The following is a 15,903-nucleotide window of genomic DNA, read 5'->3' on the forward strand; positions in this document are numbered from 1 at the left end:
TTTTCAGGAAAGCTTCCCAATCCGACAACACTTCTAATACTCAATTTACTACTTATAACTTTTGCTTGAAGCTCTTTAATTTCTAAGCTTCAATAATTTATTTGCAAGACGTCGAGCCTATATAGCGACAGCTTTATATAAGATATTGAGTGTATGAGGGATGCTGATGAAGCAAAGCCTGAAATGGGCCGGTAGATCAGGGGAAGATCGCTACCTTGGCATGGTAGAGGCCTCGGGTTCAATTCCCGACCGGTCCACTTAAAAACTTTAATAGTTCTGATTAATACTCTTTTTTATACTATATCTTGTTGTATAAAGGCTGATTTTAAAGCACCTTTGAGTTTATCTCAAAATTCAAATCATTCCTACAACTTGGGAATGAGCAATGTTAGCTTTAAAGCTTCAAAATAATATACTGTTAGTTATATACGAGCCTAACTAAACATATTTTATGAATCTTGATTTCTGAATCTTGACCTGGCGCTGAAAACAAAGGTTTTGTCTAAAGAAGATGTTAAATTGCTTCCAATATATCTGAAATTCTGTTATACTAAGTGATTTGAAAGAGTTTATGAAACACTTCATTACACAGGACACGCCTGTTACGGAAGAAGTGCTTAATGTCATCGCTCATTTGCCCACAAAAAGTCTTCCTGCGATAGTTGAAGATAAATTTTTTGTTAAACTGAGAGACCAAAATATTATGCGTATAGCAGTTTTACTTACGCAAAAAAGCTATGACGAAGGTGGATGCCTCATCGGTGGCGTTATCATCGATAACAATACGCGTCGGATTGTTGGGAAAGGACACGATACGCTTGTGCAGGATGGTGACCCTTACAACCACGGTGAAACGTCAGCAATACGCGATGCAGGACGACAGGACTTCAGTAATACCACGATTTTCACAATGCTTAGTCCCTGTGACGTTTGTGCCACGTTAATATATATGCGCCAATTCGACCGTGTGGTCGTCGGTGATGTTACAAGTGCCTTGGGTAATGAAGTGCCTTGGGTAATGAACAGATGCTTTGCGAGAAGGGTGTCAAAGTCTATATCCTTGAAGACTCCGTGGGGAATAGCATTGTATGCAAAATATCGGGCTGAAAAACCGGAGCTTGACATGGAAGATTGGAAAGGCCTGGCTGCCGTTTGCAAAGCCACTCAATCGACTTTATAAAGTCAAACAGTCCAAATAATCCTGGTCAATACCAATATTTTTTCATGTCTTGAACCGTCTTTAAATGGCTCGATATTTGCCCTTGGAGACAGCAGTTTTAGATCCGACTATATGCTCTAAAGGTTTTAGCGATTACAGCCCGGCAAAGACGGAAGAAAAGAATAAAGTGGAAATGGCAGAGGGAGAAACAGTAAAAGATGAGAAAAGTATCTTGGGCTTGAATGTTGGGTAAAAAAGTTGGTTGTAAGGTGGTTCACAAGGTTTGACCTGCACAAATGAAGTCTATTACGGGATCAGTTTTGAAGTTGTCCTGAATTTTCTTCATTTTACGGATACGCGTTAATGAAGTCTATTACGGGATCAGTTTTGAAGCTGTCCTGAATTTGCTTCATTTTACAGATACGCGCAATGAAGTCTATTACGGGATCAAATTTCAAGCTGTCCTGAATTTACTCCAATTTACAGATTGCTCCCTCATGAACCAATTAATATTATGTACATTACTATATAAAAAAGTAACGATGAAATATAATTTTATTTACTCAGTTTCCATGGTTAACGTGCTCATCCAAAAATTGGTCACCTACAGTTACCTATTTGATGTTTATTACAACGGGAGCGCAGAGGATCATGAATACTCCATTCTTTAAAGGCTGTCCGACAATTACTTTCGGTAATAAAAGAATTCCTTCTTAAATTCCTTTTTTGATTTAAATGCTTTATTTGCTTCCTTTTTAGCACTTTTTTATTACTATCTGTAATTGTCAGACAGCCTGTTTATGGTGGTGTAGCCGCCCGTAATTTGATTTTTCAGAATATACCTTAACAATCACTTAATGGTATGTGATAGCTTTGGTCATTGTACGTGGGTTCGAGCGTATTTTTTCCAACCTTGATAATTCCTGATTTCGAAGGAATAGGAGGCTCTCAAATTAGAATTTTGACTTAAAAACTTATTCTTTTTTCCACTAACTCTGATAGCACTTGTCTCTGTTTGGTAGTGGCAACTTAAAACAATACCTTCTATGCCTTTCTCATGTCAAAAAACAGTATGTTATACAAAGGAGTCCTCTTCGAGGACTCCTTCGATAATTATTTGAGCAGAGAAAGTACTTCAATTTGCCAATTCCTGTACTTTCTTTGCATTGACGATATTGCAAAGCACGTCGAACGTACTTTTTACACCAACAAAAGTTGGCACTTTAAGTACAGTGTTTCTTCTATGATAAAACTGTTTGTTGTGAAGTGTTTCAGGCAACTCTCATATGATAAAACCATTTCTTCCTTAACAGAAGAAGAAGCTATCCTGCTTTCTTTTTATGATGAAAATGGCCAGATTAAACTTCCTTCAGGTGGAACCCTTCATCATTTTATGAAGTATAGACTTGGAGAAAAAGGAGTCAATGAGATAATGATGCTTATAGGTGAGAAAATTCTCAAACTTTCTCAGGAAAAGGAAGCAAAAATTGATTCCACTCCACTTGAAGCTTCAAGATACGACAAACATGCTGATTATAATCCTCATTATGAATGCAAAATGGATAAGGCACATATTACAATGGTTGGAACTTATCCAATTTTCATGACTCATACAAAAGGACTTTCTGGTGACTCTCCAGAACTTATCGACCATATTGAGGCTCTAAAGAACATGAACGCTAATCTGGAATTTTATTCTGCTGACGGAGGTTATGATTCATTCCTCAATCATTCTGATATTTGGTATAATCTGAACGCAAAACCGATTATTTCCTACGCTTCAAATGCAGTAATCAATCAAGAAGGTGAAGAGGAACGAATCGATCACTGGGTGAATAAAAAGTGGAAACTCGGTGGAGATATTCATGCACCAATGGAAAACAAACTCAGATTTCTATATGAAATTGGAAGGAAAGAACAGGTAGGAATGTACCTAAGAAACCAAAATATCAGAGATGAGACTTTTGATGATCAGTATAAAAAGAGAGCTGAATGTGAAAAGATACATGGACATATTAAAGGTACAGTAAAGTTCGATATCAGAAGAGTGAGAAATCAGAGTAGAAAACTCTACTCTCTATTGAGTTTCATAGCATATCAACTACTGGTGTTGACAGAAATGCAAAATAAAGTTGAGAATAAGAATTCGTTTGGGGGATACTTTTAAAAAAGTGAGTATCAAATTAGATTTGAGATTTTAAAAGCTAATTTGAGATTCTCAATAGAAACCTTTTACTATTACATACCCTGCTAATACATGCCCTGCTAATCTTGAAGAAAACAGATTTCTCTCAGTGCCTTACTGATACGAAGCATCACTATTTTTTAATATATGTAATCTTTTATATTCTTGTATTTATATACTCTTTTTGTTCAAGCTGGGGAATTTGTAAGTAGTTGCTCAAAATGAAAAGACAGCTACTGTAAACTCTTTTCTCATCAACAATGGTATTTGGGGGATTAAAATGAAAAAAATAACATATGATAACACAAACAGCAAACATGCCTTCATAAAAGTTTTAGGAATTGCAGTGCTGGCTCTTTTAATGATTGTGAGTATAGCAGGCGCAGTACCATATGCATATATTGCGAACTCCGGCAGCAACAATATCTCTGTAATTGACACAGCCACAAACACAGTTACAGCCACTGTGCCTGTAGGAAACTACCCGGTTGGCGTTTTAGTCTCTCCGGATGGAACAAAGGCATATATTGCGAACGCATTCAGCAACAATGTTGATGTAATTGATAATGCAACTAACACTGTTATATCAACTGTGAATGTAGGTAAATGGCCTTTAGGAGTTTCAGTCATTCCGGATGGAACAAAGGCATATGTGACGAACGGAGGCAATGACAACGTTTCTATAATTGACACTGCAACTAATATGGTTACATCAACGGTGGATGTAGGTAAATGGCCTCTAGGAGTTTCAGTCATCCCAGATGGAACAGAGGTGTATGTTGCAAACGCATTCAGCAACAATGTTTCTGTAATTGACACTGCAACTAACACTGTTACAGCCACCGTGCCTGTGGGCTATATTCCTGTTGGAGTTGCAGCTTCCACGGATGGACAAATGGTGTATACTACTAACACTGGCAGCAACAGTGTTTCTGTAATTGACACTGAAACTAAAACTGTTATATCAACGGTAAATGTTGGAGATTATCCTGTTGGAGTTGCAGTGTCTCCGGATGGAAACAAGGTATATGTGGCCAACGCTGGCAGCAACAACGTTTCTGTAATTGACGCATCAACCAATTCCGTTGCAGCCACAGTAAATGTAGGGAGTATTCCTCATGGGGTTGCAGTAACTCCTGACGGAACAAAGGTATATGTGGCGAACTCCGACTACAATGGAACTGTCTCTGTAATTGACACTGCAACAAACACGGTTACAGCCACTGTGCCTGTAGGAAACTATCCTGTTTCCATTGGGCTGTTTATAGTTCCTATTTAATCAGATAGAAGCTCACATTAAGAATGGAAAACTTTCATCAGATGGAGGAGAGTCGTTGATTGATTTGGCAAACATTGTAATTAATGCTAAAAACTGAGTAAGCAAAGATTATTAGGAGTGAGCACACAACAGGCTTAAAAGTGGTTAAAATTCGAGGAGTTAAAGAACTCCTCTTTAACTATTTAATTGAAGATATGTAGGCTCTAATTGATGATATGTAGACTCTGTTTCAAAACCTAGTGATTTTTGTATTTCTTTATTGAAAATCTGAATTAACAAGAATCCAGTATTCATCAAAATCAATATTCGACATCTTAAAACTTCAATTTCTGAGTTATATCACAAGGACTGTGGCCAATTACAAAATCTAGTGATTTTAGACTCCTTGAAAAATGATTAGTTTTTTAAGGGATATTAAACCTTATTTTCCTAATTAAATATAGTTTCAACCCTTCTCCCGTTAAGGTACATTCATTAAAGAATCTATTTGCTGTTTTAAGAAATTAAATGCTTTAATTGGTAAATTAAACGTTGATTTTTCCTTACTATTAACCTCGAATTTTGTATGGATGAAAACGATATCAGATACCTTATTTAAAAATAAACATAAATTGTAAAATAATAAAGTATTTATCTCGATCTCTCCTTGATTTAAAAGAGTATTTTCAGATGTCATCCACAATCTTGCCGCAATGGCTTTGTTTGCACGAACAACTCTATGTTTATCGTCGATTATGGCTACCAGGTCTGGCACAGCATCAAAGGTATATTCCCAATTTTTTGTAGCCTGAATAGCTTCTTTTTCTGCTCTTCTCCTTCCGGAATTTTCTATCTGCTCCCATTTTCCGTCCTTTTTGATCAAAGCAAATTGATGGCTGGATACTACATCAATAATCTCGGCCGTACTGCACATATCGAGATAACATGGGCATAGGGCTATCGCATTGTGTTTATCGATAATAACATCTACTTTATTCTCATAATCAATAAATCCATTCCAGCCTTTTTTCCCAGCCCGCGATTGTCCCCTGGAGCTCTCAGTCCATCATAGCCCCTTGCCAGAGCCTGGTTAATTTTTTTCACCCAGCTATTTACGACTCTGTCTGGATCGAAAATACCCTCCTTTAAATACCCACTGGTGTAAGGGATGATTTCTATTTGTCCTTTCTCCAGATAAACATCAAAATCAGGAACATTTCTTTTCATGGATGTTTTTGCCTCTTCCACTTCCAGAGGCTGTGAGGTAATCCATATGCATAGCTCGTTATTTTCCAGCCCGGCTTTAAAATAAGGGACAAGTATATCCATCAAGTCTTCTTTTGTCTGATAGAACTGGCAGAAGTGTGTTCCCCAGGGGGTACTTCGCCAACAGTATCAATCCCAGAATCTCGAGTGTTTTTTCTCATGGGTATTGTCTCCGGGTTTTGAGAATACCAGGATAAAAATTTCTTTGTACCTGGGTATTTGATTTCATTTTTATCTTACGATTTCCATTTATATCTGATCGCGCTTTTTAAAGGTCTCAAGAAACTCAATAGTGCACAGTTCTTCTCGAAAGCTTACTATTGGCTAATTGAAGGAGATTTCCATTTGTCTTACGACCTTTTTTCCTGACTATTGGAACTTGTTATTTTGGAACTAATGGATTCTTATTCAAATGCTTTTTAACCACAAGAGATAAAATGAATTAATAATTAAATGAAAATAAAAGTAGATGTGGCAAGTATATTAAGCTTATTGATTCTATTGTCAAGAAGGAATAATCTCCAAATTTCAAATGAGACACAGCCACAAAACTGAGAAATGGCTACATTTTTCATTGGATTTATATAAGTCTACTTTTGTTGTCAAGTTCATAAACTTTTGTTATCAAGTTTATATTTATATACCGAGAATAATGAAAAAACTGTTAGCTAATTTTTGCAAAAGTAAATGATTGGGTAATTGAAAGATTGATAATTGAAAGATTGATAATTGAAAGATTGATAATTGAAAGATTGATAATTAAAAGATTGATAATTGAAGGATTGATAATTAAAAGATTGATTAATTGAATGATTGACAATTAAAAGGTTGATAATTAAAAGATTGATTAATTGAATGATTGACAATTAAAAGGTTGATAATTAAAGGATTGATACTTTAAAGATTGATACTTTAAAAATTGATAATTAAAAGACCAGTTAATTAACAGATAGAATTGTCTTCGTGATCGCAGGTAACTCTCATACTCTTTTGGTCATACTGGCCTTTTTCCAGTAATTCTGCTCGTCCGATAGTATCTTCTCCCCATTTTTGTTTAACTGCCTCACTCCACTGGAGTTTATCGTCCCCAATCATAGATTTTGGAATTGCAAAGATGTTTTCTCTTGTTGTTCTGGAAATCCCAGATTTTGACAACTTATACTTATTCGTTTTTGGATCGTATACCATCTGGTGATCGAGTTTAAATTCACTAACTGCCTCGGAAAATTTACATTTAACCTGGTTTAATTCTTCTTTTGGATCTTTTCCCTTCCTTCGCTTCATTTTTTCCATTTCAATTTCTTCTTTTCTTATATCTTCCAGATACCATAAACTCCTATCAACTTCACTTTTAAATACAATCATATGCCATTTAAGAGACAGTGAGTACGGTTTTCTTAAATATTCTTGCAATTCGGCAATCAGATCGGAATCATCTGTCTTACTTTCAATTACTTCCATTATTCTTTTCATTTTGGCCAGATTTGCCTTCTGTCTTTCCTGACTTGTTACCATAACTATTCACGACATAATAATTTTTATTACACTGTTATATACAGAAAGCATATTTTAAACCTTCGATATTAGATACTAAAAGTTAATTTTGGTAAAAATTTAGACTTATTTGCTATAAAATATCAAGATAATGAGGGTCGCAGGAATAGTTGCTATGCTTGGAGTTTTTTCTGGGTTTGAATTCATTTTTAATTCTTGAGCCTGCACTCTTTATTGTGGGGTTCACGGCTGTTTACTCATATCTTGAATATCAAAAAGAATTGAACGGAACCAAATCTCAAATTAAAACTTGAAAATGAAGGTTACAGGAATTCCTGTAATTCCGGATTCTGAAATTTCTATTTAATCGGTTTTTGACTTCTATTTTATCATCACGTTTATCTAGCATGTTCTCGTTTGTTTTATTGATTTTTATGGCCGAGGATATAACAAAAGACACCAGTAGAAGAATTGAGAATGGGGATACAATCTCAGTTAATTATGTAGGAAAACTTGAAGATGGTACGATTTTTGATACTTCCTTAAAGGAAGTTGCTATCGAGGCAGGGAAATACAATCAAATGAGAAATTATGAACCCCTTACATTTACCGTCGGCGCAGGCCAGATGATAAAAGGATTTGATGAGGGCGTTGTCGGAATGCAAGTGGGGGAAGAAAAAACCATTACAATCCCGCCTGATGAAGCATATGGAGAGTACAGGGAAGAGTTCGCAAGAGAGATCCCGAATAATACTGTTAATTTTACTCCGGAGGTTGGAATGAAGCTGGCTACGGACAACGGTCTGACAGGCACTATCACAAATATAAACGAAAATAACTTTGTTGTAGACTTCAACCATGAGCTTGCAGGCAAGACCCTGATTTTCTCAGTAACAATCGTTTCTGTGGAGGAGTGAAAGAGATGAAGACCAGGAAAAAAGCAGTTTTTTTCATAGCTATACTGCTCCTGGTAAGCTCGATTTTTGGCAGCGGATGCACGGATAAAAGGAGTGAGGGAGGAGACAGCAGAGCAGTAAAGTCCGGAGATTCGGTCAAGGTCGACTACACCGGGAAGCTTGAAGACGGCACGGTTTTTGATACCTCAAGAGAAGACGTTGCAAAGCAGGTCGGCATATACGTCGAAGGAAAGGAGTATGCCCCTCTTAGCTTTGTCGTTGGTTCGGGACAGGTAATCTCGGGTTTTGACGAGGGTGTAATCGGAATGAAAGTAGGGGAAGAAAAGACCCTGACGATCCCTCCAGATAAAGCTTATGGAGAACATGAGGAAGCAAGAGTCCTGACTGTTCCGATTGAAGAATTAAATCTAACAAACAAATCCCAAATTCCTGAAGTGGGGCAAACCTTGAGAGATATGTACGGGAACCAGTACAAAGTAACAGCTGTAAACGACACGCATCTCACTCTTGATGCCAATCACGAGCTTGCAGGCAAAACCCTGATTTTTGATATAAAACTCATCTCAATAGAATAAGTTTAAGTTACTGAAGAGCAAATTTAAAGTTACTATATTTCTTTAAAATGTTTGTCCTTTCAGTATCTGGGGAGATGTTGAATGACGTAGATACCGAAAGAATAATACACAGGAGAAAGGGATGATGGAAAATTCTCGTACTGTGAAAAAAGGAGATTACCTTCTTATTGATTTTACTTGTAAGTTTGAAGACGGAACGATCTTTGATACCACTTTGAAGGAAAAAGCTCTTGAAGCAGGGATTTATGATGAAGAAAAGGGTTACAGGCCTTTTTTTTTCAGAACGGATTCATTCCAGGTAATAAAAGGTATCGATAGGGGAGTGCTTGGAATGAAAGAGGGTGAAGAAAAAACCCTCACAATCCCACCTGAAGAAGCCTACGGAGAATATAAGAATTACCTTGTTCAGGAGATCCCTCTCGAAAAGCTTGGACTTCAGAGTCCTCCTGAGCCAGGAACGAAAATCATAACACCCGCTGGGAGTGAGGTTAAAGTGCTCAACTCCACAGAAACTTCTGCTACCCTGGATTTTAACCATGAACTTGCAGGCAAAACTCTCATCCTTGAAATAAAACTGGTCTCGATCATAAGTTGATTCCGGGCTCAAAATCAGGGGGGTAGAGTATGGAAAAAGAAGAAAAAGTTATGGTGCTGCTGCTGTTTATGACATTGACTTCTCTCATGACAGCCTATATCTGCTTTGGACCGGAACTTACAGCTTCTGGACAGGAGGCAGGAGACGAAGCCGGGCAGTATACCAGGGAGTCCGGTGAAGGTGAGAAGGTGTTCCTTGAAGCCCAGGTTTTGAGTAAACGGTTAACCTATACAGGTGGGCATCTGCTTTTACAGGTAGACTGCAACTCCGAAGTCCTGAGCGTCTTTATTCCAAAAACTGCAGGTGCTGAAGCTCTGAATAATTCAATTCAGAAAGGAGATTTCATCAGCGTAACAGGCACCGTTTCGAATTACGAAGGGAAAAGGGAAATCAAAGTGGAAAGAAATGAAGATATTCTTCTGATTGATCATCATTAATCTGGTTGATCGTTATTAATCTGATTGATCGCTATAATCTGATTAATCGTTATTAATCTAATTGATCGCTATAATCTGATTAATCGTTATTAATCTAATTGATCGCTATAATCTGATTAATTGTCATTAATCTGGTTGATCGTCATTAATTGAATAACCATTATCAATAACCTTTGAGATCACGAAAACAAAATCGTTAATAATATATTCATATAAGGACATCTGGGAAAAATATGAAAGCGTGTATCATGTGTGGAGGGGCTGGGACGAGGCTCAGGCCGCTAACTTTCAAGCATCCTAAACCCAGCATACCGATTCTTAATAAGCCTTCAGTCCGACATCTGATCGAGCATCTTTCAAGGGAAGGATTCAATGAAATAGTCATGACCCTGGGGTACATGGGAGAGCGCATAGAAGAACAGCTCGGAGACGGGCACATGTTTGGGGTACATATCGACTATGTGTATGAGAAGGAAAAACTCGGAACTGCAGGCGGCATTAAAAACGCTGAGAAATATCTGAAAGACGAGCCATTTATAGTGCTTGGTGGAGATCACGTCCTTAACTTGGACCTACGGGAGATGTACCGTTTCCATGAAGCAAACGATGCCCCAGTCACAATAGGGCTTCTTTCGATTGACGACCCAAGAGAATTCGGAATTGCGGATATGGACATTAACAACCGGATCCACCGCTTTCTGGAAAAACCGAAAGCAGGCCAGATATTCAGCAACCTTGCAAGCACTGGCATTTATGTTTGCAGCCCTTCGATATTTGAATGGATACCTGAAGGCAAGAAATACGATTTTGCAAAAGATCTTTTCCCCTTCATGCTTGCAGCCGACAAAAAAATCAATGGTGTACTTGTGAGAGGACAATGGACTGACGTTGGAAGTTCGGCAGCTTACAGGCAGGCACAGCGCTGGATGCTTGATGCTCTTCCTGGAACTACAATCGAAGGCAATTTCACAACCCGGAACGCAAGAATAAAAGGTCCTCTGTCCATAGGAAATAATGTATGTATAGGTTCAAATTCTTCTCTTGTAGGGCCAATAGTAATAGGGGAAAACACAACTATAGGCGATAATGTCCTTATCGGGCCTTACAGCGTGATAGGTTCAAACTGCACTATAGAAGACAATGCAAAGATCCTTTCATCCTATCTTTTTGATAATGTGTCAATAGGGAAGGGTTCTAACATCTCAGGTGGAGTGGTAGCAGACGACACAACCATCGGAGAACACTGTTTCCTCGAAAATGGAACCGTTATCGGGCATAAAGTACTGATCGGAAGTAATTCAACAATACATTCCGGAGTTAAGATCTGGCCCGAAGTTGTTATAGATAAAGACTCAAGCATAAAGGAAACCGTGATCAATTCCGATTATGATGCTGCACATGAAGGCTCGTAAAATTAGAATTCCAAAGGACAGAATCCAGTCTAAATAAATTAACTGGACTTCTGAATCCTCATTTTTCAGGTTGCTTCAGATTGAAATCGCTTTTTGGAATTCTGGTTGCTTCAGATTGAACTTGCTTTTTGAAACTCTGGATGAATTTCAATTTTACGCTGTTATTTTTCATATACATCTTTCTACGGGCATCTGTGAAGTGTTCAGGACGCGCAGAACAGAGCAACACTGAAACAGATATAACTTTATACTATATCTTGCCAAGTCTTTTTGCCATGTTGTCCAGTGAATTTTTCTTTGAAGTCCTGAGAAAAAGTGTACATCTGGTTTCAATCCTGATAGTGCTTATCTACGAACTTTACGGAAAAGAAACCATCCTATGGGTGCTCATGCTGTTTCTTGTAGTTGTTCTCGTTCTTGACTACTTCCGGGTCGAGCATGGAATTCGAATACCTTTTTTCCATATTATGTACAGAAAAAGCGAAGTTGACCGCTTCGGAGGGCATATTTTCTTTGCGCTTGGGGCAATTTCAGTAATATCTCTGTTCAGCCGAGAGATCGCTTACGCTGCAATCCTTATGGCCACCTTCGGGGACCTGGCTGCAGCTCTCATCGGTAAATTCTACGGAAAGAGGAGAGTTTTTCAAAAAATCTTTAAAAATGATAAATCAATTGAAGGTTCAGTTTCGGAATTTGTTATTGATTTCCTCATAGGGCTGCTTATTCTCGGAAATCCCATTGTTTCTCTAGTGATGGCTTTTCTTGCAACCCTTACTGAAACTGCAGTCAATAAAATTGATGATAACCTTATAGTGCCGGTTTTCGCCGGTTTTTTCGGGCAGATCACCATGAATTTTCTGGCATATTTGTGACAATTTACCAAAAGAATCTCATAGAATAAGTTCTGACACCTATGCAAATCTGGTTCAGATTAAAGAATTATACTCCTTATATATTTCTCTCAAGAAACCGCCATACCCTTTTAGTTCAAAGCAATTGCATATCCTATCTGCAATTTCTTTTTGATCATTTTCATACAACATCCTAACAATTTTTTTGGTCTCATCTTCATAATAGTAAGGATATTTCCCGTTTTCAAGCATCTCAATATATATTTCTCCAACTTCCAACGGCGTTTTTTGAGCATGGATTATAAGATCCTCTATGAAATCTGGAATGGAATCTAAGTTTCTAACAGAAAATTTAATCCACTCAAGTATTTCAGAATCTATATAATCAATCAACGATATCCACGAAAGAAGATCAGAAGCTACGACTTGATAATCCTTATCTCCTTCATTACTCAATAAAATATCATACAGTGAGTTCCAAAGAGGTTTGATTTTGCTACTTACTTTCTCAGTTATTTTATTGTTTTGAGTTTCGAAATATCGGATAATCTCTGAAATCCTTTGTGGATCAGATTTTTCAAGCAATTGAAAAATTAAACTCTCTTTATCATCTAATTTCTCCCATCCTTCAATATACCCTATGCATATGTGTTGCACGAGTCTTTCATTAATGTGATTATCTTCAAATTTGGTCTGAATGGCTTTCTTATAATGCCCTTTTTCTCTAAGAAGAAAATATATTCGTTTATCAATTTTGGAACAATAAAAAAGGTAACCTGTAAAAGCTGCTTCCCAATATTTGTCTTGGTCAACCAAAAATATTTTGTCTATATTCTTTTTTGTCCAAGATTCATCTAAATAAAAAAGGTGTGAAATGTACTTTCCCAATATGTAAGAAAATTCAACTGATGGCTCAAAATCCCTATCTAGCCTAGTATTAAACTCAGACTTGATCGATTCTTTCCACTTTCTTTCTTCACCTTCAATAATCAAATGTGAGAAATACATGGAATAGTCAATCAATGCAGAGAATATTTTCCCCTTTGAAGAATTAAGTACTGAGGTTGTGAGGTCTCTCATATTATAAAAATCTGAGTTTGCTTTTTGAGCCAGAGTTAGTAGAATATCTTCAGCAAGAGATAAAGTACCGTTTTCAAAAGTATGGTCTTTTAGAAGTCCTTCATCAATAAGATCTGCAATTTGAGAAACAATCCTATTTCTGTAGTTGGATTCATCTTCAGCTTGTTTAATGTTCCAAAAGTTGGTTGATTCAAGTAATTGGGAAATAAAGTTCAATACATTATTCCAAAAAAAGTTTCTTCTATTTCTGCAAGCTTCAGTCAAACCCCATAAAATATAATATTGATATATTTCAGGAACACTTAAATATGGACTAAGATTTTCCGAAAATTTTTCAGGTTTATTGGAAATGCATTTTTGCAAAGTTTCAGCGAGCCCTTCTTTAGAAGGAGTTCTTACTCCGGTTTTTTCTCTAAATTCACTCAAATATTCTGCAATTTCATTATTTGATTTAGCCAAAAGTTCAGATTCGCTTATCGGACTTATACTTCCTTCAAAACTTTCAAAATGTATGATATCGCCTGGATAACTAATTCCTTCTGGATTTATTTTGTCATATTTAAGATATAATGAGGTTATATCAGGATTATTCGCTTCTTGGATAGAGGAAAGCCAACATTTCTTTTTATAAGCTAAATACTCATCACGAGAAGATAATTGCAGATCATCAGCATGGTAATCTGCAGATTCAATCCAGTTGACAGCCATATTCAGTTCGCTTCTTGAAAAACTAAGACAATTTTTGCTTAATAATTCATATACTTCATGTTTAAGAGAATAATCATCAATAGGATTGAAATTTAACGCCCAAAAGATTTTGTGTAAGGAATTATAATGGTAACTTATAGTGTGAATTGCAATTCTTCTGAATATTGGATGAGATTTATATAGTAATTCTAAAATTGTTTGATTTAATACTTCTGGATCGGTAGCCTCAAAAATGTCTCTAACAAAGGAAACACATTGATATGCGTATTTTTCTTTATTTATATTCTGGTCACTATTTTCAATCGTAGTAACTGACGCTGTTCGAAACTGCGTATCGTCTTCAGAGATAATATCTTCAATTTTATGAAGAATAATTTTGGCTGCGTCCATCCCGCATAAATCGATAATTTCAGTCTTATACTCAAAAATTGCCTTACGAAGCCAATAATTTTCAACCAGAGATGAATACTTATAAAAGTCATCAGATTTCTCATAATTGAAAATCACCTCAAGTAACTTTAGCAACAGATCTATCTTTTGATTGGAAATTAAAAAAGGAAAGGCGGATTTATAGATTTGACTTGTAATAAATACTTTGTTAATTTTTGTATTTAAAGCACGTTCAAGGAATACGATATGCTTTTCTTCTACTATTTCGACAGGCAATTTGAAAATAATATCGATGAGTATCGAGTCAGTATGATAGTTTTCAATTCTTGCACCATTTTCACGGTATCCAATTATTGAATCAATGATTTGTGAAATGTCTTTTGTTATTTCACTATCAGGACTAGCGGCATTTTTAGTAGCAAGGTTTCTCAAATAACCAAGAACATTCCAATATTTCACTTCAAAATAAATTTTTTTATCACTTGAAACTTCTTTTGGAGACGGATTTTTCTTCGGGTCAAGGTATTTTTTTTCATGTAAAAGTTTCAACCAAGGAAAAGGATTATCACATGAAGCAAGAGCTTCGAAAAAATAATTTCTTTGTGGTTCATCGTTCAATATAATTTGGAATATCCGATTTGCCGATGCATTATCAAAGCTAGCAATACATTTGTCAATCTCTCTGAAAGACTCCGATAAATAAGTTGATATTTGATTTACTTCACTATTCCATTGCTTGATTACTTCATATAGTTGATTATATCCCCTCTCATCTTTTTTATAAGGTACGACGGTTATTCCTAGAGAACGATAATAAGAACGGTCAAACTCTACAATACGGTTTTCACCGCTATAATACGGCAGAAGGATAAAATGTCTCATTTCTGTACCTTGACTATGATCGAACTTCGTGATCAAATAATCCAGCACTTCAAATTCTTCCAAACCATATCCTAAAAATAGTACAACATAGGTAGAAAATAATTTTTGCATAAAATGCTGAAAATAAGGATTATTATACTTTTGTAAGTAATCTGAGACTGTAAAAACTAATGAGTCGGGACTTAAAAGAGAACCATGTATTTGGTAGAGCTTAGATTTATCAATATCATCATTAGTAGAATTTAGTTTGAAGTCCTTTTCTTTATAAACTATGTTCGGTCTTTCAAATTTGCTATGAAAACAATCGTCAACGTTAGTTGTAACAAAAAGTCCTCTTAAACCATACAACTCATGATAAATATTTTGTGATTCATAAAGGTCTTCCTTTGGTTTGAGGGATTCTTTAATTATATTGATTAAATCACTCTCAAAGCCTTTTTGTGTCAATATGTATTTGCAAATTGTAATTGATTTCTTTGGATCATAAGCAGAGAGAGTTTCTTTTTCCTTGAAATTTATACATGATTTTGAAAAACAGAATTCTATAAGATTATTAGCCAACGTTTTCCAACTTGCACAACCAACTATTCTTGATACCCCAGCACCAATGAAAACTGCCAATGTATTGCTATTAACTGCATCGATTATCTGTGGGGGAAGTTTTGGAATGGGAACAATTTCACCAAGGGCCATT

14 protein-coding genes, 1 tRNA gene and 1 pseudogene are annotated in these 15,903 nt (G+C 36.3%); 11 read left to right on the forward strand and 5 right to left on the reverse strand.

Going from position 1 to position 15,903, the window contains the following annotated elements; translation table 11 throughout:
- Positions 1–185: 185 nt before the first annotated feature.
- The 5 genes from MSBRM_RS03870 to MSBRM_RS03885 all read left to right on the forward strand — a co-directional run bounded on the left by MSBRM_RS03870 (position 186) and on the right by MSBRM_RS03885 (position 4,623).
- Positions 186–257: transfer RNA gene (locus MSBRM_RS03870), tRNA-Ala, on the forward strand.
- A 302-nt stretch (positions 258–559) separates the two neighbouring features.
- On the forward strand, positions 560–1,180 hold the full coding sequence (locus tag MSBRM_RS03875) for a nucleoside deaminase (protein WP_230669031.1): 621 nt from the start codon (positions 560–562) through the stop codon (positions 1,178–1,180).
- An 82-nt stretch (positions 1,181–1,262) separates the two neighbouring features.
- Positions 1,263–1,412 (forward strand): hypothetical protein, encoded by a 150-nt coding sequence (locus MSBRM_RS20010; RefSeq protein ID WP_155396489.1) that lies wholly within the window; start codon positions 1,263–1,265, stop codon positions 1,410–1,412.
- Positions 1,413–2,216: 804 nt separating this feature from the next.
- Positions 2,217–3,326, forward strand: coding sequence for a transposase (locus MSBRM_RS03880; RefSeq protein WP_048154610.1), 1,110 nt, complete (start codon positions 2,217–2,219; stop codon positions 3,324–3,326).
- A gap of 298 nt (positions 3,327–3,624) precedes the next feature.
- The gene (locus MSBRM_RS03885; RefSeq protein ID WP_048123168.1) at positions 3,625–4,623 is read left to right on the forward strand and encodes a YVTN family beta-propeller repeat protein; all 999 of its coding nucleotides are present in this window, start codon (positions 3,625–3,627) and stop codon (positions 4,621–4,623) included.
- Between the two features lie 460 nt (positions 4,624–5,083).
- Here the strand turns inward: MSBRM_RS03885 and MSBRM_RS21060 are convergent, their stop codons facing one another.
- From MSBRM_RS21060 to MSBRM_RS03900, 4 genes and pseudogenes are all read right to left on the reverse strand, one after another.
- Entirely contained in the window at positions 5,084–5,485 is a 402-nt protein-coding gene (locus MSBRM_RS21060; protein WP_230629397.1) for a PAS domain-containing protein, read from the reverse strand.
- Positions 5,486–5,551: 66 nt separating this feature from the next.
- Positions 5,552–5,611 (reverse strand): annotated as a pseudogene (locus MSBRM_RS21855) (hypothetical protein); the annotation flags it as partial.
- Positions 5,590–5,931, reverse strand: a complete 342-nt coding sequence (locus MSBRM_RS21065) for an MEDS domain-containing protein (RefSeq protein ID WP_048119705.1) — start codon at positions 5,929–5,931, stop codon at positions 5,590–5,592. The pseudogene MSBRM_RS21855 and the gene MSBRM_RS21065, both read right to left, overlap by 22 nt.
- Positions 5,932–6,810: 879 nt before the next feature.
- The gene (locus tag MSBRM_RS03900) at positions 6,811–7,383 is read right to left on the reverse strand and encodes a hypothetical protein (protein WP_048154615.1); all 573 of its coding nucleotides are present in this window, start codon (positions 7,381–7,383) and stop codon (positions 6,811–6,813) included.
- A 413-nt stretch (positions 7,384–7,796) separates the two neighbouring features.
- On the opposite strand from MSBRM_RS03900, the gene MSBRM_RS03905 reads away from it, so the two are divergent.
- The 6 genes from MSBRM_RS03905 to MSBRM_RS03930 all read left to right on the forward strand — a co-directional run bounded on the left by MSBRM_RS03905 (position 7,797) and on the right by MSBRM_RS03930 (position 12,170).
- On the forward strand, positions 7,797–8,279 hold the full coding sequence (locus MSBRM_RS03905; RefSeq protein WP_048119701.1) for an FKBP-type peptidyl-prolyl cis-trans isomerase: 483 nt from the start codon (positions 7,797–7,799) through the stop codon (positions 8,277–8,279).
- 5 nt (positions 8,280–8,284) lie between these two features.
- Positions 8,285–8,854, forward strand: a complete 570-nt coding sequence (locus MSBRM_RS03910) for an FKBP-type peptidyl-prolyl cis-trans isomerase (RefSeq protein WP_048119699.1) — start codon at positions 8,285–8,287, stop codon at positions 8,852–8,854.
- A 121-nt stretch (positions 8,855–8,975) separates the two neighbouring features.
- Complete coding sequence (locus MSBRM_RS03915; protein ID WP_230629264.1) at positions 8,976–9,449, forward strand: FKBP-type peptidyl-prolyl cis-trans isomerase; 474 nt, start codon at positions 8,976–8,978, stop codon at positions 9,447–9,449.
- 29 nt (positions 9,450–9,478) lie between these two features.
- Positions 9,479–9,886: an OB-fold nucleic acid binding domain-containing protein gene (locus MSBRM_RS03920; protein WP_048119697.1), complete on the forward strand. Its 408-nt coding sequence runs from the start codon at positions 9,479–9,481 to the stop codon at positions 9,884–9,886.
- 233 nt (positions 9,887–10,119) lie between these two features.
- A complete protein-coding gene (locus tag MSBRM_RS03925) occupies positions 10,120–11,298 on the forward strand; it encodes a nucleotidyltransferase family protein (protein ID WP_048119695.1) in 1,179 nt (392 codons plus the stop codon).
- Positions 11,299–11,492: 194 nt separating this feature from the next.
- Positions 11,493–12,170, forward strand: a complete 678-nt coding sequence (locus MSBRM_RS03930) for a diacylglycerol/polyprenol kinase family protein (RefSeq protein ID WP_230669034.1) — start codon at positions 11,493–11,495, stop codon at positions 12,168–12,170.
- 54 nt (positions 12,171–12,224) lie between these two features.
- On the opposite strand, the gene MSBRM_RS03935 is transcribed toward MSBRM_RS03930, so the two are convergent.
- Positions 12,225–15,902, reverse strand: a complete 3,678-nt coding sequence (locus MSBRM_RS03935) for an SIR2 family protein (protein ID WP_048119693.1) — start codon at positions 15,900–15,902, stop codon at positions 12,225–12,227.
- Between the last annotated feature and the right edge of the window lies 1 nt (position 15,903).

Origin of the sequence: Methanosarcina barkeri MS, assembly GCF_000970025.1 — an archaeon.
Classification (GTDB): domain Archaea; phylum Halobacteriota; class Methanosarcinia; order Methanosarcinales; family Methanosarcinaceae; genus Methanosarcina; species Methanosarcina barkeri.

Excerpts from the sequence above, each read along its gene's own strand:
- MSBRM_RS03920 (WP_048119697.1), top strand. The coding sequence starts at position 9,479 with ATGGAAAAAGAAGAAAAAGTTATGGTGCTGCTGCTGTTTATGACATTG.
- MSBRM_RS03905 (WP_048119701.1), top strand. The coding sequence starts at position 7,797 with ATGGCCGAGGATATAACAAAAGACACCAGTAGAAGAATTGAGAATGGG.
- MSBRM_RS03925 (WP_048119695.1), top strand. The coding sequence starts at position 10,120 with ATGAAAGCGTGTATCATGTGTGGAGGGGCTGGGACGAGGCTCAGGCCG.
- MSBRM_RS03910 (WP_048119699.1), top strand. The coding sequence starts at position 8,285 with ATGAAGACCAGGAAAAAAGCAGTTTTTTTCATAGCTATACTGCTCCTG.
- MSBRM_RS03915 (WP_230629264.1), top strand. The coding sequence starts at position 8,976 with ATGATGGAAAATTCTCGTACTGTGAAAAAAGGAGATTACCTTCTTATT.
- MSBRM_RS03880 (WP_048154610.1), top strand. The coding sequence starts at position 2,217 with ATGTCAAAAAACAGTATGTTATACAAAGGAGTCCTCTTCGAGGACTCC.
- MSBRM_RS03885 (WP_048123168.1), top strand. The coding sequence starts at position 3,625 with ATGAAAAAAATAACATATGATAACACAAACAGCAAACATGCCTTCATA.
- MSBRM_RS21065 (WP_048119705.1), bottom strand. The coding sequence starts at position 5,931 with ATGGATATACTTGTCCCTTATTTTAAAGCCGGGCTGGAAAATAACGAG.
- MSBRM_RS03935 (WP_048119693.1), bottom strand. The coding sequence starts at position 15,902 with ATGGCCCTTGGTGAAATTGTTCCCATTCCAAAACTTCCCCCACAGATA.
- MSBRM_RS03900 (WP_048154615.1), bottom strand. The coding sequence starts at position 7,383 with ATGGTAACAAGTCAGGAAAGACAGAAGGCAAATCTGGCCAAAATGAAA.